Raw genomic sequence first — 19,619 nt, 5'->3', positions numbered from 1 at the left:
CAACGCTGCGATAAACACAGCAACAGGCAAGGATTCAGGCGATGAAAGTAGCGATCTACGGCGCCGGCTCGATCGGCGGCTGGATGGGAGTAAAGCTCGCGCAGGCTGGGCATCAGGTCAGCGTGGTCGCGCGCGGCGCGACGCTCGACGCGGTGCGCCAGCACGGTCTGCGGCTGATCGAAGGCGGCGTGATCTACGCGGAGCAGGTGAAGGCGAGCGACAAGCCGGCCGATCTCGGCGTGCAGGAGCTGGTGGTAATCGCGGTGAAGGGCCCGGCGATGGCGGCGGTGGCCGCGCATATCAAACCGCTGCTCGGACCCGAGACCATCGTGCTGACGGCGATGAACGGCGTGCCGTGGTGGTTCTGCGACGGCCTCGGCGGCGAGCTCGCCGGCCAGCGCCTGAAGACGATCGATCCCGACGGCGCGATCGCAGCCGCGATCCCGGCCGCGCAGACGGTCGGCTGCGTCGTGCATGCCAGTTGCCTGACCGACGCACCCGGCGTGATCCGGCATCACCAGGGCAATGGGCTGATCGTCGGCGAGGCGTCGGGTAAGGCGAGCGAGCGTGTCGAGTTGCTTGCCGCGCTGCTGCAGGCGGCGGGCTTCCATGCGACGGCCTCCGCGCAGATCCAGCGCGACGTCTGGTTCAAGCTATGGGGCAACATGACGATGAACCCGGTCAGCGCGATCACCGGCGCAACGACGGACCGGATTCTCGGCGACGAACTCGTGCGCGGCTTCGTCACGCACATCATGCTGGAGGCGAAGGAAATCGGCGCTCGCTTCGGCATCCCGATCGACCAGGCGCCCGATGACCGTCACGCGGTCACGCTGAAGCTCGGCGCGATGAAGACGTCGATGCTGCAGGACGTGCAGGCCGGCAAGGCGGTCGAACTCGATGCGCTGGTCGGCGCGGTGCGCGAACTCGGGCAGCTGACGCATGTGCCGACGCCTTATACGGATGCGTTGCTCGGGCTCGCGCGGCTGCATGCCAGTACGTTGGGCTTGTATCCGAAGCAGTGAGGTTGTTGTCGTAACGCCTTCGCTTCGAAGAAGGAAGAAATGCCGCGCGTTGATCGCGCGGCTTTTTTGTGGGCATTCGCAGAATAGCAGGGTGCCTTCAAAACGCATCGAACGTCGCCGTTCTTTAGTCAGCGGTGTAACGACCGCCACGGGCACACGGGCAATTACGCGTCGCTGTGGCCGTCTGCAACTGGGAGACAGCGATGGGTATCAATGTAAATGGCCAACTGCTCGGCAGCGGAGTCGATCTGAATGCGGGCGACTCCGCGTTCTGGTGGGTGGGTCCGATGAACTACGGCGAAATCCTGTGGGCGGCAGCGATCCCCCTGTCGGGACCGCCGTGGGACAAGAACGTCGAAGTCCGCAACCTTTCCAACGATTGCGACGCCGAAGGCAATCGCGTGGTGCTGCTGGAAGTGCATAACAAGAGCGCAACCGACTATGCTTCCTACGGACTCTTCATTGCATGGACCGACGCAATATGAACCTGGCCGCTGTGCATCCGCTCAATTCCATCGAACATGACGAGGAGTCCTCCATGAAGGTCCATATCGAATACGATCAGCAAGGCAATATCAAAGCGATCGCCGTGCTGGCCAGCGGCGGCCAAAAGCGCGGGATGCTCAAGGCGAGCGCTGGCCACAGCATCGCCGAAGTCGATTTTCCCGACGGCAAGCATCCCGGCGATCTCGATCATTTGAAGGAGATTCGCCAGCGCTATCGCGTCGAGCCGCATGCCGGCGGTCATCGGCTCGCGGAAAAATAGTCGGCTCGTTACCGCCTCCAGGGAGGCGGTTTTTTTTGCCTGCGCTAGGCCGCGACGGCAGCTGGCAGCTTCGCCGCTTCGATCAACGACAACGCGCGCCGCGGGTCGTCGAGTTCGGTCAGGCACAACAGCGCGAGGCGCGCCAGATACAGCGACGCCTGCGCTTCGCCTTCGTGGGTCAGCGTGTTGCACAGCGTCGTATAGACGAGGTCGAGATCGGAATCGGTCATGGTGTCGAGGGTCCTTGCGCGTTAGTTCTGCGGCGTCAGCGTGGCATCGAGCGCGTGCCGCACGGCGGCCGCGCTGCCGTTGCGCCAGCGCGCCAGCACGTGGCCGTCGGGGCGGATCAGATAGACGGTGCCGGGCTGTGCGTCGAGCATGTGGTGCAGACGGCCGGTTGGATCGATCGCTTGAGGGCTGATTGCCGAATGCGCTTCGGCCGTGACGATATCGATCAGGTTGAACGGAATGTCCTGGCTGGCTAGCATGCTTTGCAGTTGCTGCCACGACTCACCGTCGTTCGCGTGGTCTGGGTCGAAGCGCAGCGCCGTAAAGCACGGTCCGAGCAGGTCGGTTAGGTGAATGCCGAGCCGTGCGCCATCCTGCGATCGTTTCAGCAGCCTGCACTCGGGCAGCACGGTGCCGGGCGCGGGGCCGCGATCGAATGCATCGGCCTTGTCGCCCACGAAGTTCAGCGGCGATTGCCGATACGCGATCGCATGCGTCTGGCGCGGATTGATCAGCGGCCGCACCGCCGCATGACGCTCGGCGAGTCCGAGCACGGCCGTGCGCAGCAGATCGAACGCGAAGGTCGGCGGCGCCATGAATTCGGTGCTTTTCATGCCGTAGCTCAGATTCTCGCGCGCCGCGTACACACGTTCGTCGGTATAGCTATCGAGCAGCGCTGGCGACGCGCTCCCGTTGATCACGCAGCCGAGCTTCCAGCCGAGATTGTCGGCGTCGTCGATGCCGGAGTTCGCGCCGCGCACGCCGAAGATCGGCACCAGATGCGCGGCGTCGCCCGCGAACAGCACGTTGCCGTGCCGATAGCGGTCGAGCGTCAGCGCATTGGCCTTGTAGATCGTGATCCAGATCGGCGACCACGCGCCGGTTTCGCCCATCGAGTCGAGCAGGTTTTGCACGCGCGGCATCACGTTCTCGGGCAGCACGGCGGCGTCGGGGTCTTCGTCGTCGCGCAACTGATAGTCGATACGCCACACGTTGTCGGGCTGCTTGTGCACCAGCACCGTCGAACCAGGATTCGACGGCGGATCGAAATAAGCGAGCCGTTCTGTCGCGCGCGTGCTGTCGAGTTCGATATCGACGATCACGTAGCGGCCTTCGTAGGTCGTGCCGGTAAGCTTAAGCCCGAGCAGGTCGCGGATCGTGCTGCGTCCGCCGTCGCAGGCGACGACCCACGCGGCGTCCATCTGCCAGCTCGCGCGTTGCGAATCGGCAGATTCGGCGCTGCGCAGCGTCAAGGTCGCGCCGCCTCGCGGCCGTTGCGCGAGGCCCGTCACACGCGTTTGCCAACGCACGTCGATCAGATCGGCGTGCCGTTCGATCTCGTCGAGCAGCAGTTGCTCGATCTGATACTGCGCGATATTGATCATCGGCGGCAGCGACTGCTCGTCGTCCTGATGCATCGCGAAGCGGAACACCTCGGTGTCGCGATAGAAGCTGCGCCCGCCGGTCCACGCCAGCCCCTTTTGCAGAAACCCCTCGACGACGCCGAGCCGTTTGAAGATTTCGAGGCTGCGTCGCGAGATGCAGATCGCGCGGCTGCCGGTGCAGACGCTGTCGTCGGCCTCGATCAGCACCGAGCGCACCCCCTGGCGCGCGAGCGCAATCGCGAGCGTCATGCCGACCGGACCGCCGCCGACGATCGCGACGGCGCGCGTTTGTGGATCGCGTCCGTCGACGAGCGGCGGCAGCGCGGCGGGATAACGGCGCGGCGCGAACGGATAGGGTTTGAACGGACGGGTCATGCGTGTCTCCGGTTTGCTTGCGTTATCGGCGCAGTATGCGGCAGCGCGCGTGCGCGGCTGTCCGCATTTTGGGTACGACGCCGCGACGCGAGTTGACCCCGTCCAGGCTTGCGTCAGTGGGCCTTCAGGAATTCGACGATCAGGCCTGCGATTTCCTGCGGTCGTATCGTTGATGCGCGTATGGTTTTCGAAGCCGTTGAGCTTCAGCGTACTCAGGATATTGAAGCCGAGTTCTCCCAGAACGGATTCAAGGCAAGCCTCGACGGACCATGAGAATGGGATTCGAGCGAGGCTTAACATAAGCCCTGAGCGGGGCGGTGCGCGCTAGCCACAGCCGCAGATGGATGCTCGAAGCAAAAATCCTGGTTTTTCGACCTGGCCTGCTTCGGGCCAGCAGCCTCAGCCCGCGCTGGCCGTCTGCGATTGCTGCCGCATGGGCTGCCCGCTCGTCGCCGCGTGACAAGCCTGGATCATCGCGCGGAACGTCGGCGACGCATGCAGCTCGCCGCCCGCATCGAGTTCGGCGCTGTCGTCCGGCGCGTCGCCGACGCCGACCACCAGCGTCGCGCGTGGCCGCCATTCGCGCGTGCGCCGCAGCATATTGCGCAGATACGGCGGCGACTCGGGCGCGTCGAGCGACACGATGCAGATGATCGAGGTGTCCTTGAAGCTCGGCTCATCGGCGCGCGCGCTGCGATAGCCGGAGTGCGTCGCCATCAGCGGCGCGAAGCCCTGGCGGTTCAGCAGTTGCACGGCGATGGCCGTCGTCACTTCGTCGAATGCGCCGCGGCCGGGCACGCACAACACCGCCGCCTTGCCCGCTTCGTCCGCCTGTGGCGAGCGCGACAGCGGATCGCTGCCGTAGCGCTCCGAAGCACCCGCGCCCGGCGACGCCAGCTCCGGCGCCCCCGCGAGCAGCGCGTTACCCGCACCAGCCGATTCGGCAGGCGACAGCGTATCGCGCAGCCCGTCGGCGATTTCGAGGTTCTCGACGATATCGGCGAGCGCGTCGTTGATCCGCTGCAACTGCCCGGGCATCAGCACGCCGCGCTGCGCGTCGTTGCGCGCGAGCCGCAGGCCTTCGAGCGCGACCTTGTCGTAGTAGTCGATCAGCGACATCTCGCGCAGCAGCCGTTCGGCCTGCACGATCGCCTCGTGCGGATCGTCGGCGAGCAGGCGCTGATAGAAGTTCTGCGCGGGCGTCAGCGCGGGCTGATCGCCGAGCAGCACGGTCAGGAAGTTCAAGCGGTCCGCGTAGCGCCCGAGCGTGACGACGCACAGCGTGAGCGGCGTCGACAGCACGAGGCCGATCGGCCCCCACAGCCAGCTCCAGAAAATCGCCGCGACCACCACCGCGAGCGGCGACAGGCCCGAGCGATGACCGTACAGCAGCGGCTCGGCGATCTGCCCGGCGACCACGTCGACGACGATGAACAGGATCAGCGTGAGGACCGCCATCGTCCATTGCGGCTGGATCGCGGCCGCGAGAAACACCGCGAGGATCGCGGCGATCCAGATGCCGATGTACGGCACGAAGCGCAGCAAAGCGGCGATCACGCCGAACAGCAGCGCACCCGGTACGCCGATGATCGCGAGCCCGATCGCGATGATGCCGCCCGCGCTCAGATTCACGCCGAGCTGCGCGACGAAATAGCGTGACAGGCGCCCGGCGGCGTCGTTGATCGCGGTGGTCGTGCGGTGCAGATCGCGCGAGCCGAACAGGCTGATCAGACGGTCGCGCAAATCCTCGCGCTGCAACAGGATGAAGATCGTCACGACGAGCACGATGAAGGTCGTCTCGATCGGCGCGATGGCCGGCGTCAGCGCGCGCTGCGCGAGCTGCACCGGCGTCGGCGCGGGCTCGTGCACCTCGACCTGTTGCGGCACCTGCGGCGCGTTGCGCGCGGCGCGGCCGGTCGGGCGCGGCGGCGCGGGACGCGACGGCGCCATGCGCTGCAACGCGCTGGCAGCGCTGCTCATCAGCGAATCGGCGCGGCCCACGGTCTTTTCCTGCACGGTTTCGATCTTCTGCTCGATCGCTTCCTGGTACTGCGGCAGGGCGTTCGCGAGCTGCACGAGCTGCGCGCCGATCAGCGCGCCTATCGCGAGCAGCGACGCGAGAGCGAACAGCACCGCGATGAAGATGGACGGCAACTGGCCCATGTGCAGACGCCGCAGCATCTGCACGAGCGGCGCGAGCAGGAAGCTCAGCAGCACCGACAACGTGATCGGAATCAGCACCTCCCGCCCGAAGTACAGCGCGCACACGACCACCACGCCGGTGATTAGCGACACGAGGCCATGCAGGCCCGGCGTGCCCGGCGGATAAACGCGATTGGGGCGCCCATGCGGCGGCGGTAGCGATATTTTCATGTAAACACAATTCCGGTTGGGACGCGTTGACGACCGAGCGGAGCACTGGTCGTCCGCAAGACATATGCCCGAATTGTAGGCGGTTTGGTGGGAGCAGGGCTCAGGCGCGGCTGCGCGGCGGGTCGGTCGATGAGCTCGAATCGTCAGCCTACATGCACCCGCAATATCTCCAGCAACTGCGAACTCACATACAGCAGCAAGCCGATAAATCCGCCGACGATCGTCCCATTGATGCGGATGTACTGCAGATCTTTGCCGATATTCATCTCGACCTGCCGTGACATCTCATGCGCGTCCCAGTTCTTCACGGTATCGCTGATATGGCGCGTCAGGAACTGCGCAAAGTCCGGCGCCATCGCGCGTGCGGCTTCTTCGAGGTGATCGTTCAGCGATTGCCGCAGCGCTGGGTCGCGCGCGAGTTCGCGGCCGACCCACGCGCCCATCGCGGCGACACGCGCATGCAGTGCCGAGTCGGTGCTTTGCAGATCGCGCTTGAGCCACGCGCGCAGTTCGCCCCACATGTCCTTCACGTAGCTGCTGAAAGCCTCGCCTTCGACCAGATAGCGCTTCAGCGCTTCGCCCTGTTGCAGAAAAACCGGATCGGTCTTCAGCCGCACGATCAGCTTCTGCACCACCCGGTCGAACCTGTCGCGCAGCTCGTGCGTGGGGTTCTCGGCGATCTGTTCGAGCATACGGTTCGCGGCGCTCGCGATCGCTTCGGCGCCCTTGTCGCCGATCCACGCCGACGGCAGAAACTTCTCCATCGTCGGATACTCGCTTTTCACCCAATCGACGATGCGCGCGGCAATGAACTCGCGCGCCGGCGCTTCGCGCAGCACCGCGATCACCTGATCGATCGCGGTGTCGAGCAGTTCCTGATGACGGCCGTCGCGCGTCAGCGTGTCGAGGATCGCGCCGAGCGATTGCGACAGATCGACCTTCGCGAGCACGTCGCGCAAGCCGTCCTTGATGAAGTTCTGGATGCGCGCGTCGTCGGCCACCTCGAGGATGCCGCCGGTGAGGCGCACCACGTAGTCGCCGAGGCGCTCGGTGTTGGCCGATTCGCTGAGCCACGCGGTGATGCTCTGCGCCGGATCGTGCCGGCGGATCAGACCGACCAGCGACGGCACGTCGAGAAACTTGTCCTGCACGAAGTGCGCGAGGTTGTCGGCGATCTTGTGCTTGTTGCGCGGGATGATCGCGGTGTGCGCGGACACGACCGGAATCGGTACGCGGCGAAACAGCGCCGCGACCGCGAACCAGTCGGCGAGCGCGCCGACCATCGCGGCCTCGGCGACGGCCTTGATGCCGTCGACCCACAGGCCGCGCGGCAGGAACGCGGTGACGACGAAAACGCAGGCGGCCGCAAGCAGCAGCAGTAAAGGCGTGCGCTTGGCCTTCTTCAGTTCGGTGGTCTTGTCCATCGGGCGCGGTTGATCGTGTCGGGCGGCGGGCGGCTGAAAGGTGGCGCGGCAGCCGGTTCGGTTGCAATGATGCGGTACGGCCCGCGCACGCGTCCAGCCTGGATGCGCGCGCGCAATACGCGCCGGGGCTTCGGCAAGGTAACATTCGCGGTTGGGCTCGTCGTCGTGCCGTACGCAAGACGACGCAACGCAATCGCAATGGAGGCACAGTGATCAGGTTTCTGCACACCGCGGATTGGCAGATCGGCACGCAGTTCGGTCAGTTCGAAGCGGACGAGGCCGCGCATCTCGCTCAAGCGCGCTTCGACACGGTGCGCCGCATCGCCGAAGAAGCGGCCGCGCGCAACGTCGACGCGGTGCTCGTCGCGGGCGACGTGTTCGATCTGCAGACGGTGTCGGACACCGTGATCCGGCGTTTGTTCGCGGCGCTGCAAGCGTTTTCCGGAACGTGGATCATGCTGCCGGGCAATCACGACGCGGCGCTGGTCGAAAGCGTGTGGACCCGCGCGCAGCGGCTCAATTGCGTGCCGCCGAACGTGCGCGTCGTGCTCGAAACCGGCGTCGTGCTGCTCGACGCGTGCCGTTGCGCGCTGCTGTGCGCGCCGCTCACGCAGCGCATCACCTACGACGACACCACCGCATTCTTCGATTCCACCGAGACGCCGCCCGGCTATCACCGCGTGGGGCTCGCGCATGGCAGCGTCGGCGGCATCCTGCAGGAGGGCATCGATTCGTCGAACCCGATCGCGCCGACGCGCGCCGCGAGCGCGCGGCTCGACTATCTGGCGCTCGGCGACTGGCACGGCCATCTGCGTGTCGACGAACGCACGTGGTACGCGGGCACACACGAACAGGACCGTTTCCGCGCGAACGAGCCGGGCTTCGTGCTCGACGTCACGATTAGCGAGCCGGGCGCGATGCCGCAGGTCGACGCGGTGCGAGTCGGGCAATACCGGTGGCATCGCTGGGACGAGACGATTTCGGTGCCGACCGACATCGACGCACTGAAAGCCCGCCTCGCCGAACTCGGCGCGAATGACGTGCTGCGCATCGAGGTCGGCGGCACCGCGGCGCTCGCCGATGCCGAGGCGCTGCATGTCGCGGTCGAAGAGGCTCGCGCGTGCGTGCGCGCGTTGCGGGCCGATCTGAGCAGCCTGCACGTGCTGCCCACCGCCGACGATCTCGCCGAACTCGGCGCGCAAAGCGGCTATCTCGCGAAGGTGGTCGCGCGGCTGCGCGGCTTGCAGGAAGACGCGCAGGCCGATCCGCAGCAGGCGCGGCGCGCGGCCGAAGCGTTGCTGCTGCTGGCGCGCTTTCAGCGCGAACAGTGGCACCGCGATTCCCATGCCGCACCACCCGCGCAGGCGCGCGATCGGCAACCCGAAGCGCCGCGTGAAGGAGCCTGCGCATGAAGCTGCAACGTATCGCGATTCAGGAATTCAGGCAGTTCGGCGGGCAGATCGTGATCGACGATCTGCAGCCCGGTCTCAACCTGTTCGTCGGCCCAAACGAGGCCGGCAAAAGCACGATTGCCGAAGCGGTGCGCACGGTGTTTCTCGAACGCTACAAGGCCTCGCATTTGAAGGACCTGTTGCCGTGGGGGCTCGCGAACGGGCAGCCGTCGGTCGAGGTCAGCTTCGAACTCGATGGTGTCGCGTGCCGTCTGTCGAAACAGTTCGTGTCGCGTCAGCGCTGCGAGCTGAGAATCGGCCAGGCCGTGTATAGCGAGGACGAAGCCGAAGACAAGCTCGCCGCGCTGCTCGGCTTCTCGCGCGCGGCGCGCGGTCCGATGAAAGCCGAGAACGCCGGCGTGCCGGGTCTGTTGTGGGTGCAGCAAGGCGGCACGCAGGAGATGCGCGATTCGACCGGGCACGCGGCGCAGTATCTGCGCGACGCGCTCACGCAACTGTCGGGCGGCCGCGAAGCGGGCGGCGAGGACGCGCTGATCGCGGCCGTGCAGCGCGAGCTGCGGCAACTGCTGACCGCGCGCACGCAGAAATCGACCGGGCCGCTTGCCGAGGCGGAGCAGAAGCTCGCCACGCTGATCGCGAGCCGCGACGAGCTGCGACAGCAGCGCCAGCAGTTCGACGACAACATCGCGCGCCTCGCCTCGCAACAGCAGGCATTCGACGACGCCGAGCGCCGGCGTCCGTGGGAGCTTCACGAGCAGAAGGCCGCGCTCGCGCAGCAACGTGCCGCGGCGGTCGAACAACTCGAACGCGGTCTCGAAGGGCTCGCGCAGTCGCTGAAGATCGGCGAGGCGGAACTCGCGTTGTCAGTGCAGCAGGAGCAGGGTGCGCTCGAACTGGAGGCGGCCATCGCGCGCGAACGCGAGCAGCTCGACGCGGCGCGCGCCGAAGTCGCGGCTGCGCAAACCGCGCATGCGCAGGCGCAAAGCCGCGTGGCGCAATTCGAGCAGGCGGCCGCCGAGGCGAACCGCGCGCTCGAACTCGCGAACGCGGCCGTGACCGCCGCCGACCTGCGCAGCCAGGTCGATTTCTATCGGGCCGAGAGCCAGCGGCTCGAAGCGTCGATCGGTGAGGCGGACAAGGCGAACGCGGCGGTGCTGCAGGCCGCGCGCGACGCGGCGGCGCTCGAACTCGACGACGCGCAGTTCAAGCGCCTCGTCACGCTCGACAGCGAATTGACTGTGCTGCGCGCGCGGACCGAAGCGGCGATGACGCGCATCGAGTACAGCTTGAACGGCGAGTTACGCGTCGGCGCTGAGACGATCAGCGGCACAGGCGTGCTGCGTGTCGACGAAGAAAAACGCATCGGCCTCGGCGAGCTCGGCGAATTGCGCGTGATTCCGGGCGTGTCCGATCTGTCCGCGCGATTGTCGGAGTTGGCGTCGCTCGAGGCGAAACACGCGCAGTTGCTGCTGACGCTCGGCGTCGCGTCGGTGGGCGATGCGCAGGCGCGTCACGAGCAATGGAAAACGCTGGTCGCGCAACAGAAGAGTCAGACCGGGATACTCGCGGTCCATGCGCCGCAAGGCATCGATGCGTTGCGCGCGGCGCTGGCATCGACGGCTGCGCGCTTGCAGGCGTCGAGCGAGCGCCTCGCCGGTCTTCCCGACGTGTCGGCGGCGCCGCCGCTCGACGACGCGCGCCGCAATGCCGATATCGCGCGCGACGCGTTGGAGGCCGCGCGCAAGGTGCTCGCGCAGGCGGCGGGCGCGCAATCCACCGGCGTCGCCAAGGCCGATTCGCTGACGGCGCAGCTGCAGCGTAAAGAAGCGCAGCTGAACGACGAAGCGTTCCGACGCAACCGCGCGCAGTGGCAGGCGCATATCGTCGAGCAGCGCGTGAAGGTCGATGTGCTGAAGAACCAGCGCGGCGAGCGCGAGCGCGAACTCGATGCGGCGCGTCTGGACGATCCCGTGGCGGAGGCGAAGCGCTACCGCGCATCGGCGGAACTCGCGCGCAACGAGCAGCATGAGCGTCAACTGCGGATCGCGGAGCTGCGCAGCCAGCTCGAAACGATGGGCGCATCGGGTCTCGGCGAACGGCTTGCCGTGCTCGAGGCGCAGGTCGAGCAGGCCACGCGCCGCAAGGACGAACTGAGCCTGCGCGCGAGCGCGCTGAGTCTGCTCGACGAAGTGCTGGTCGACGAACGCGACGCCGCGCTCGCGCAACTGCGCGCGCCGCTGACCGAGCGGCTCGGTCATTACCTGAAGCGGATTTTTCCGCAGTCGAGCCTCGCGCTCGGCGACGATCTGATTCCGGCGATGCTCGATCGCGACGGCCGCGCGGAACTGCTCGACGCGCTGAGCTTCGGTACGCGCGAACAGCTCGGCATCCTGACGCGACTCGCGTACGCGGACCTGTTGCAGGCCTCAGGCCGGCCGACTCTGCTGATGCTCGACGATGCCGCGGTCCACACCGATGCCGCGCGCCGCGACGCACTCAAACGCGTATTGATCGACGCGGCGACGCGGCATCAGATTCTGGTGTTCACGTGTCATCCGGAGTTGTGGGACGACCTGGGCGTCAGGCAGCGGGCGGTGCAGGATCTGAAGATGGCATGAGCGGAGCGGGCTGGCACCACCCGGTACGGCCCGCTTACTCGTACCACCGCGGCGTGTACACCCACTGCGCGCCGTTGTCGCCGCAAGCGAATTTTCTCGTCAGCGACGACCCGACGATCACCATCGTACGCATATCCACGTCGGCCGAGCGCAGCTCGCCGAGCGGCAGCGTGCGCAGCGTGCCACCGGGCCGGCCGATGTCGCGCCCGAGCACCACCTGGGTCGATGGCGCGCGATATTCCCGCACGATATCGAGCGCCTTGTCGAGCTGCCACGGACGCGCGCGCGAAATCGGGTTATAGAAGGCCATCACCAGATCGGCTTGCGCCGCATGGCGCAGGCGGGTTTCGATGATCGTCCACGGCTTCAGGTTGTCCGACAGCGACAGCATGCAGAAGTCGTGGCCGAGCGGGGCGCCGGCCTGCGCGGCGGTCGCGAGCGCGGCCGACACGCCCGGCACGACCGATAGTTCGACGGCGGCCCATGCGTCGTTGCGCGAAGCTTCGAGCGCTTCGAGCACGGCGGCCGCCATCGCGAACACGCCGGGGTCGCCCGAGGACACCATCACGACCGAGCGGCCTTCGCTCGCCAGCTCGAACGCGTGCCGCGCGCGCTGCAATTCCTCGCGATTGTCGGTGCCGCGCACACGCTGATCGGCGCGCAGCGGGCCAGCCATTTTCACGTAGGTGTCGTAGCCGAGGATGTCGGTCGCTTCGTTCAACGCGGTGCGCGCGGCCGGGACCATCAGTTCGGCACAACCGGGGCCGAGGCCGATCACGGTCAGACGGCCGCGCGGGCGGCCGAGCGTCGCCGGGTCGATGGCGAGTGAGGAGAGGGCGAGCGCGACGTTCGGGTATGCGTCGTCGTGCAGCGTTTCGTGGGGGACGCGTAGCGCGGTATGCAGCAAGCGTGCGGCGCTCGTTTCGCCCGGTTCGGCGCTGGCATCCGCGAAGCGTAGCGGCACTTCGAGAAGCCGTGCCGCTTGCGCGAGCGCCGGGTCGGTCATGCTCGGCGACGGCGCGAGCAAGGCCGCGAGCGAAAGCATCGCGAGACCGTGCGCGCTCAGTGCCGCGCGCACGCGTGCGACGATCGCATCGGCGCAGTCGGCATCGTCGCTGACGACAGCCGCCACCACGCTGCGCGGATGAATCACGAGCTCGTCTTCGCGCCCATCCCACGCGCGCGGCGTCACGCGAATCGCGAGACGCGCCGAGTCCGAGCGCGGCAGTTGCGCGTCGTCGAGCCACGGGGCGTCGCCTTCGATGCGCGTGCTTTCGCCCGCCAGCAGATCCGACACGAAGCGCTTGCCCTGGCCGAGATCGGCGAGCGCATAGCCATCGGGTGGATTGAGCACGCAGGTGCCGAAGCGCAGCTCGCCGCTCGTCGTGATCGCGGGCTGCACGGCCAGCGCGGCAGCGATGTCGCGCGCCATCAGGTTGACGCCCGCGAGGCCGCCGAGCAGCGGCACGACCGCGCTGCCGTCCTCGGCAACCGCTAGCACCGGCGGCTCGGCGCCTTTGTTCGACAGCAGCGGCGCGAGGCAGCGAATCACGATGCCGGCCGCGCACAACGCGACGATCGGCGTGCCGCGCGCATACAGCTCGCGCAGATGCGCACCGAGTTCGCTGTACGACACGTCGGCCTCGACGCGGCCTTGCAGCGCGTGGACCTGACATGCCGCAGCAACGCCGGCCGCGGCATGCGCGCCACGTTCGACATACAGCGCCTGAATCCGCCGCGCCGTCGCGAGCGCGCCCGTGCCGAGAATCACGATCGCGGGCGCGTTCATCCTTGCCATTTCTGCCCCGGCACAACCAGCAGCGAGAAATACGGCGATGCCATCGGATCGACTTCGGCGAGCGGCACGATGCGCTGATTGCGCATCGTCGCGCGTTCGACGTACAGCGCGCGCTGCGCGAGTCCAAGTTCGTCGAGCACGCGCCGCACCTTGTCGAAATTGCGGCCGAGTTTCATGATGACCGCCGCGTCGGCATCGGCCAGACGGCGGCGCAATTCGTCTTCGGGCAACACCCCCGACAGCACCGACAAGCTCTGGTTGCGATACACGAGCGGCGCGCCGAGCACCGCCGCGCCGCCGAGCATCGAGCACACGCCGGGCACTACCTCGCTGTCGTAGCGCGCCGCGAGCCGGTCGTGCAAATACATGTACGAGCCGTAGAAAAACGGATCGCCTTCGCAGACCACGGCGACGTCGCGGCCCGCGTCGAGATGGCCGGCGACGACTTCGGCGGCGGTGTCGTAGAAGTCCGCGATGATCGCTTCGTACGACAGCGGCGGTTCGAGCGCTTCGGTCGTGACCGGATAGACGAGCGGCAGATGCTGCTGCGCGTCGTGCAAATGCGCCTCGATGATGCCGAACGCGTTGCCCTTCTTGCCCTTCGCGACGAAATATGCGACCACGGGCGCCGCTTTCAGCAGCCGCAGCGCTTTCAACGTCAGCAACTCCGGGTCGCCGGGACCGACACCGATGCCGTATAGCCGTCCGCGGCTCGTTATCTGGCTCGTCATTTATTCGACCTCCGTCGCAAGCGCGTTGACCGCGGCGGCGGCCATCGCGCTGCCGCCGCGCCGTCCGTGCACGACCACGTACGGCACGCCGCGGCTGTTCTCCGCGAGTGCCGCTTTCGATTCCGCCGCGCCGACGAAGCCGACCGGAAAGCCGAGAATCAGCGCGGGCTTCGGCGCGCCGGCATCGAGCATGTCGAGCAGATGGAACAGCGCGGTCGGCGCATTGCCGATCACGACGACGCTGCCCGCCAGACGCGGGCGCCACAATTCGAGCGCGGCGGCCGAGCGCGTGTTGCCGATCTCGCGCGCCATCGCGGGCACGTCCGGGTGCGTCAGCGTGCAGGTCACTTCGTTGTTCGCGGCGAGCCGCGCGCGCGTAATGCCTTGCGCGACCATGCCCGCGTCGCACAGGATCGGCGCGCCTTGCGCGAGCGCGCGGCGGCCCGCGCTGCCTGCGCCGGCGGAGAACGCGAGGTCGTCGATCACGTCGACCATGCCGCACGCGTGGATCACGCGCACCGCCAGTTTTTCGAGGTCGGCGGGGATGCGCGCGAGGTCGGCTTCGGCGCGGATCGTCGCGAACGATTGGCGATAGATCTCCTGACCGTCGCGAATGTAATCAAGCATGTGGAGTACTCCGGGCGAGGCGCGCGAGCAGCGCGGCGGCCTCGTCGATCGTCAGTTGGGGCGCGACGCATTGGCCGAAACCGGGGCGGTCGTCGCGTCGATAAAGGTCGTAGCGGCCGGGCGCGGCGGCGAGCAGCGTGTACGGCGCGCGATGCGCGGCCGCGCACGAGCGCGGGCAGCCGGTCAGATGCACGTCAACGCCTGCGGGTAAGCGTTCGGCGAGTTGCAGGGCGTCGGTCTTGGTGTCGGCGAGGCCCTTCGCGCAGCCGGCCGAACCGGCGCAGGCGATCACATGCGTGATGGCCTGCGCCGGATCGGAGGCGAGGCCGAGTGCGCTCAGCTTCGCGAGCACGGCGGGCACGGCGTTCGTCGCGATGTCCGGCAGCAGCACGCTTTGCCACGGCGTTGCGTGCAGCATGCCGTTGCCGTGTCGTTGCGCGAGCGCGGCAAGGCCGCGCAGCGTGGCCGCGTCGATCCGGCCGAGCGGCGGCTGGCCGCCGACGTGCCACATGCCGTCGCTGCGCTGTGCGTGCGCGCCAAGCCGCAGCGATGCGTCGGCGGGAATGTGGCGTTGCCAGCGGCGCAGCGATGCGTCGCGCGCGAGCGGGAAATCGACGTAACGTTGCGCGTGTCGCAGCAGCGCATCGGCGGAGTGCGTGGCGAGCAGGTCGCGCATGCGGGTCGCGTCGGCGGCGGCGAGGTCGAGGAACGTGTGCAGCAACGCGCGCACGAGCGCGGGCACGCGCGACGGCGGGACGGCCGCGAGGGCGCCCGTGCCGTCGGCATCGGGATGGCCGCCGGCGTTCGCGTTATTGCCTGTCGAGCCGGGGCACCCCGCGAGGCCGAACACGAAGCGCACGCCTTGTTCCTCAGCCGAGGCGGCGAGCCACACGTCATGCGGATGATCGACTCGCGCGAGTCGTTCGCCGCCGTCGAGCAGCAGCGCGAATTTCGGCGACAACGCGGCGAAACGCGCATCGCTTTGCAGCAGCGTGAGCAGCTCCGCGCACAGCGGCGTCGTGTCGAACAGCGCGTGCGGATCGCGGCCGGCGGCGGGGCTGATCATCACGTTGCGGACGTCGTCGGCGTAACTGAGCGCGGTGGGGACGGTGGTGTGAGGGTCGTTCGCGGTGGACGGTCCAAGCCCCGCGCCAATCAGCGCCGCGCTCAACGCAGCTTCGTGTCCGCTACGCACGCCGCGCAGTTGCAGATTCGCGCGATTGGTCAACTCGGCGACGCCGTTCGCGTGCCGTGTGCTTGCATCGGCGATCGCGTGTGCCTGCGCCGCGCTCAGCACGCCGCCGGGCAGTTTGATGCGGCAGATGCCGCCGTCGCGTGCGGGGACGATGCGCAACAACCCCGGACATGCCGAGGACCGCGGTGTCGTGACCGCGTGGGACGAAACGGTGGGAGGCGAAGCTCGATTCAATGGGGCACCGGGTTTAGCGTCGCGCGACGGCATGGTGGCGGCCTCGCTGCATGCTGCCCGATGAGGGCCGGCGTGAACCATGCGGCCGAAAAGCGCTTCGGGCTGACCGTGGGCAATGAAAGCGGCCATTATATCTTTACGCAATGGCCGCAGCGCCTGTTTGCCGGCCATCGCACGATGCCGCCGATCGCGGCGCACGGCGCCGTGCCGCGGACCCGCGGGCCACATGGCGGCGGTATCATGCGGACTTTCGCAACCCGCGGTCCGAGCCTGCGCGCAGCCGCATGCATGACGCGGCGCGGTGCAATCGCTCAAAAATCGACGCAACTGATGAGGATGGATGCATGCCGGCATGGCTGACCGTAGTGGGCATTGGCGACGACGGCTTCGCCGGTTTGGGGCGGCCCGCGCGGCGTGCGTTGCTGAGCGCGTCGGTCGTGTACGGCGGCGAGCGCCATCTGGCGATGCTGCCCGCGCGGCTCGCCGCGCGCCGTGCCGTGTGGCCGCGTCCGTTCGATCTCGCGCCGTTGCTCGCCGAGCGTCCGCATGCGGTGTGCGTGCTCGCGAGCGGCGACCCGATGCTGTTCGGCGTCGGCGCGACGCTCGCGCGGCAGTTGCCGGCCGGCGAATTGCGCGTGCTGCCCGCGCCGTCGTCGCTGTCGCTCGCGGCCGCGCGGCTCGGCTGGCCGTTGCAGGATGTCGCGACCGTGTCGCTGGTGGGCCGGCCGCTTGCCGCGCTGAATGTGCATCTGCATGACGGCGCGCGTCTGTTCGTGCTGAGCGCGGACGGGCGCACGCCTGCGGCGCTGGCGGCCTCGCTCGCTACGCGCGGCTTCGGTGCGACTCACATGACGGTACTCGAACATCTGGGCGGCGAACGCGAACGGCGCGTCGATGGCCGCGCCGATCAATGGCCGGGCGGCGAGATGGCCGCGCTCAATTTGATCGCGCTCGACTGCCGCGCGGCGGCGCAAGCGCCGCGTCTGCCGCTGACCTGCGGCCTGCCCGACGACGCCTTTATCCACGACGGCCAGTTGACCAAGCGCGACGTGCGCGCCATCACGCTCGCGCGCCTCGCGCCCGCGCCCAGTGAGTTGCTGTGGGACGTCGGCGCGGGCAGCGGTTCGATCGGTATCGAATGGATGCGCGCGCATCCCACTTGTCGTGCGATCGCGATCGAAGCGAATGACGCGCGGCAGCGCTTCATCGAACAGAATCGCGATGCTCTGGGCGTGCCCGGTCTGCAACTCGTGGCCGGCCGCGCGCCGGACGCGTTGCGCGGGCTGCCCGCGCCGCATGCGGTGTTCATCGGCGGTGGGGTGACGGTGCCGGACGTGCTCGACACCTGCTGGGCGCAATTGCGCGATGGCGGCCGGCTCGTCGCGAACGCGGTCACGCTGCAAGGCGAGGCGGTGCTCGCCGCGTGGCGCGAGCAGCATGGCGGCACGCTGACACGCATCGCGCTCGCGCACGCGCAACCGCTGGGCGGCTTCGATACATGGCGCCAGGCGTTGCCGATCACGCTGCTCGACGTGACCAAACCCGCCAAACCGTCAGCCGATTCGTGATGCGCGACGAAACCCCCGAACAGCCGGCGCCGCTGCGCAGCGGCTATACGACCGGCAGCTGCGCGACCGCAACGTCGCTGGCGGCCGCGCGTCTGCTGCTGGCGGGCGAGGTCAGCGAGGTCGCCGAGATCGTGTTGCCGAAGGGCCAGCATGTGCCGATGCGGCTCACGTTCTGCCGTCTCGTGGAGATGGACGGCGAGCGGATCGCCGAAGCCGGCACGATCAAGGATGCCGGTGACGATCCCGACGTGACGCATGGCGCGCTCCTGTTCGCGCGCGTGCGCCTCGTGCCCGAGCCCGGTGTGATTTTTCGCGCGGGGCCGGGCGTCGGCACGGTCACGCGCGCGGGGCTCACGCTGGCGGTCGGCGAACCGGCGATCAATCCGATCCCGCGCCAGATGATCACGCAGCACCTCGACGAACTCGCCGCGCACCACGCGTATCACGGCGGCTTCGAAGTGACGATCTGCGTGGAAAACGGCGAGGCGCTCGCGCTCAAAACGATGAACCCGCGGCTCGGCATCGTCGGCGGACTGTCGATACTCGGCACGACCGGCATCGTGCGGCCGTTTTCGTGTTCCGCGTATATTGCGTCGATTCATCAGGGCATCGACGTTGCGCGCGCGAACGGCTACATGCATGTGGCCGCTTGCACCGGCAACGCGAGCGAGGACGCGATGCGCGCGCACTACGGCCTGCCCGATATCGCGCTGATCGAAATGGGCGACTTCGTCGGCGCGGTGCTCAAGCATGTGAAGCGCGCGCCGGTCGAGCGTCTGAGCATTTGCGGCGGCTTCGGCAAGCTCAGCAAGCTCGCGGCCGGCCATCTCGATCTGCATAGCCGCAACTCCAGCATCGATCTCGAACAACTCGCCGGCTGGGCCGCCGAGCAGGGCGCCGACGCCGAGCTGCAAGCGGCGATGCGCGCGGCCAACACGAGCCAGCAGGCGCTCGCGCTCGCGCACGCGCAACAGGTGCCGCTCGGCGATATCGTTTGTCAGCACGCGTTGGCCGTTGCACGCGATATCGTGCCGCCGCAGGTCAGCGTCGAAATCTTCGCGATCGACCGGCAGGGCAAGTTCGTCGGAGTAGCCCGATGACGCGCATCCTGCTTCTCGGCGGCACCGGCGATGCGCTGAAGATTGCGCGCCAACTCGGTCGCGCGCATGTGTACAGTCTCGCGGGGCTCGGCAAGGTGCCCGACGACCTGAAGTGCGCGGTGCGCGTCGGCGGCTTCGGCGGCAGTGAGGGGCTGGCGCGTTACCTCGCAAGCGAAGCGATCGGCCTCGTGATCGACGCGACGCATCCGTACGCGGCGCGGATCAGCGCGAATGCCGTCGAGGCGTGTCGCGTCGCGAAGGTGCCGTGCTGGGCGCTGCGGCGTCCGGCGTGGCAGCCGCAAGCGGGCGACGACTGGCGCATGGTCGATGACTGGAACGAACTGATCGATGCGCTCGCGCTGTTCAGACGACCGCTTTTCACGCTCGGACGCGAACCGCTCGCGCATCTCGACGAGATTCCGCCGTATCAATTCTGGACCGTGCGCGTGCTCGATTCGCATCCGGACACCGCGCGCTCGCGCATCCTCGCCGCGCGCGGACCGTTCACGCTCGACGGCGAACGCGCGCTGTTCGCGCTGCAGGCGTTCGACGTCGTCGTCAGCAAGAACAGCGGCGGCGGCGCGACCGAGGCCAAGCTCGACGTTGCGCGCGAACGCGGCTTGCCGGTGATCATGCTGCGACGGCCGGTGTTGCCCGACGTCGATCGCGAGTTTGGCAGCGTTGCCGATCTTCTCGATGCGTTGCCCGCGCAGGTGGATTCGGCTTCGGCTTCGGATCAGTGAGCAAATAACTGGAGTAC

General features: G+C 67.8%; 16 protein-coding genes. 8 read left to right on the top strand and 8 right to left on the bottom strand.

What is annotated here, in order from left to right:
* Positions 1 to 41 precede the first annotated feature (41 nt).
* From G5S42_RS06340 to G5S42_RS06330, 3 genes are all read left to right on the top strand, one after another.
* On the top strand, positions 42 to 1,025 hold the full coding sequence (locus G5S42_RS06340) for a 2-dehydropantoate 2-reductase (protein ID WP_176106016.1): 984 nt from the start codon (positions 42 to 44) through the stop codon (positions 1,023 to 1,025).
* A 203-nt stretch (positions 1,026 to 1,228) separates the two neighbouring features.
* Positions 1,229 to 1,510 carry a hypothetical protein gene (locus G5S42_RS06335; RefSeq protein ID WP_176106015.1) on the top strand — a complete coding sequence of 94 codons (282 nt, stop codon included), beginning with the start codon at positions 1,229 to 1,231 and terminating at the stop codon, positions 1,508 to 1,510.
* Positions 1,511 to 1,563: 53 nt separating this feature from the next.
* The gene (locus tag G5S42_RS06330; RefSeq protein WP_176110381.1) at positions 1,564 to 1,791 is read left to right on the top strand and encodes a hypothetical protein; all 228 of its coding nucleotides are present in this window, start codon (positions 1,564 to 1,566) and stop codon (positions 1,789 to 1,791) included.
* A gap of 44 nt (positions 1,792 to 1,835) precedes the next feature.
* Here the strand turns inward: G5S42_RS06330 and G5S42_RS06325 are convergent, their stop codons facing one another.
* From G5S42_RS06325 to G5S42_RS06310, 4 genes are all read right to left on the bottom strand, one after another.
* Positions 1,836 to 2,021, bottom strand: a complete 186-nt coding sequence (locus G5S42_RS06325; protein WP_013091772.1) for a hypothetical protein — start codon at positions 2,019 to 2,021, stop codon at positions 1,836 to 1,838.
* 21 nt (positions 2,022 to 2,042) lie between these two features.
* Positions 2,043 to 3,779 carry an FAD-dependent oxidoreductase gene (locus G5S42_RS06320; protein WP_176106014.1) on the bottom strand — a complete coding sequence of 579 codons (1,737 nt, stop codon included), beginning with the start codon at positions 3,777 to 3,779 and terminating at the stop codon, positions 2,043 to 2,045.
* A gap of 399 nt (positions 3,780 to 4,178) precedes the next feature.
* A complete protein-coding gene (locus G5S42_RS06315; protein ID WP_176106013.1) occupies positions 4,179 to 6,152 on the bottom strand; it encodes an AI-2E family transporter in 1,974 nt (657 codons plus the stop codon).
* A gap of 143 nt (positions 6,153 to 6,295) precedes the next feature.
* Positions 6,296 to 7,576, bottom strand: coding sequence for a DUF445 domain-containing protein (locus G5S42_RS06310; RefSeq protein WP_176106012.1), 1,281 nt, complete (start codon positions 7,574 to 7,576; stop codon positions 6,296 to 6,298).
* Positions 7,577 to 7,785: 209 nt separating this feature from the next.
* On the opposite strand from G5S42_RS06310, the gene G5S42_RS06305 reads away from it, so the two are divergent.
* Positions 7,786 to 8,988 (top strand): metallophosphoesterase family protein, encoded by a 1,203-nt coding sequence (locus tag G5S42_RS06305; protein ID WP_176106011.1) that lies wholly within the window; start codon positions 7,786 to 7,788, stop codon positions 8,986 to 8,988.
* Entirely contained in the window at positions 8,985 to 11,606 is a 2,622-nt protein-coding gene (locus G5S42_RS06300) for an AAA family ATPase (protein ID WP_176106010.1), read from the top strand. Before G5S42_RS06305 ends, G5S42_RS06300 begins: the two co-directional genes overlap by 4 nt.
* A gap of 34 nt (positions 11,607 to 11,640) precedes the next feature.
* Here G5S42_RS06300 and cobJ read toward each other — a convergent pair whose 3' ends face one another.
* The 4 genes from cobJ to cobG are packed head-to-tail and all read right to left on the bottom strand — an operon-like array spanning position 11,641 to position 16,224.
* Positions 11,641 to 13,395 carry a precorrin-3B C(17)-methyltransferase gene (gene cobJ, locus G5S42_RS06295; RefSeq protein ID WP_176110379.1) on the bottom strand — a complete coding sequence of 585 codons (1,755 nt, stop codon included), beginning with the start codon at positions 13,393 to 13,395 and terminating at the stop codon, positions 11,641 to 11,643.
* Positions 13,392 to 14,123, bottom strand: a complete 732-nt coding sequence (locus G5S42_RS06290) for a precorrin-2 C(20)-methyltransferase (RefSeq protein ID WP_026229202.1) — start codon at positions 14,121 to 14,123, stop codon at positions 13,392 to 13,394. The genes cobJ and G5S42_RS06290 overlap by 4 nt, the downstream gene beginning before the upstream one ends.
* A gap of 12 nt (positions 14,124 to 14,135) precedes the next feature.
* Complete coding sequence (locus G5S42_RS06285) at positions 14,136 to 14,762, bottom strand: precorrin-8X methylmutase (protein WP_176106009.1); 627 nt, start codon at positions 14,760 to 14,762, stop codon at positions 14,136 to 14,138.
* Positions 14,755 to 16,224: a precorrin-3B synthase gene (gene cobG, locus G5S42_RS06280; protein ID WP_176106008.1), complete on the bottom strand. Its 1,470-nt coding sequence runs from the start codon at positions 16,222 to 16,224 to the stop codon at positions 14,755 to 14,757. The genes G5S42_RS06285 and cobG overlap by 8 nt, the downstream gene beginning before the upstream one ends.
* A gap of 311 nt (positions 16,225 to 16,535) precedes the next feature.
* Between cobG and cbiE the strand changes: the two genes are divergently transcribed.
* Genes cbiE through G5S42_RS06265 form a run of 3 tightly spaced genes read left to right on the top strand, consistent with a single transcriptional unit; the run spans position 16,536 to position 19,602 of the window.
* Positions 16,536 to 17,759: a precorrin-6y C5,15-methyltransferase (decarboxylating) subunit CbiE gene (gene cbiE, locus G5S42_RS06275; RefSeq protein ID WP_176106007.1), complete on the top strand. Its 1,224-nt coding sequence runs from the start codon at positions 16,536 to 16,538 to the stop codon at positions 17,757 to 17,759.
* Complete coding sequence (locus G5S42_RS06270; RefSeq protein ID WP_176106006.1) at positions 17,759 to 18,859, top strand: cobalt-precorrin-5B (C(1))-methyltransferase; 1,101 nt, start codon at positions 17,759 to 17,761, stop codon at positions 18,857 to 18,859. The genes cbiE and G5S42_RS06270 overlap by 1 nt, the downstream gene beginning before the upstream one ends.
* Entirely contained in the window at positions 18,856 to 19,602 is a 747-nt protein-coding gene (locus tag G5S42_RS06265) for a cobalt-precorrin-6A reductase (protein ID WP_176106005.1), read from the top strand. Before G5S42_RS06270 ends, G5S42_RS06265 begins: the two co-directional genes overlap by 4 nt.
* Positions 19,603 to 19,619 lie beyond the last annotated feature (17 nt).

Origin of the sequence: Paraburkholderia youngii (genome assembly GCF_013366925.1) — a bacterium.
In the GTDB taxonomy this organism is placed as follows: domain Bacteria; phylum Pseudomonadota; class Gammaproteobacteria; order Burkholderiales; family Burkholderiaceae; genus Paraburkholderia; species Paraburkholderia youngii.
Note: the sequence above shows the minus strand (reverse complement) of the source record. Positions and strands in the feature narration are given on the sequence as shown.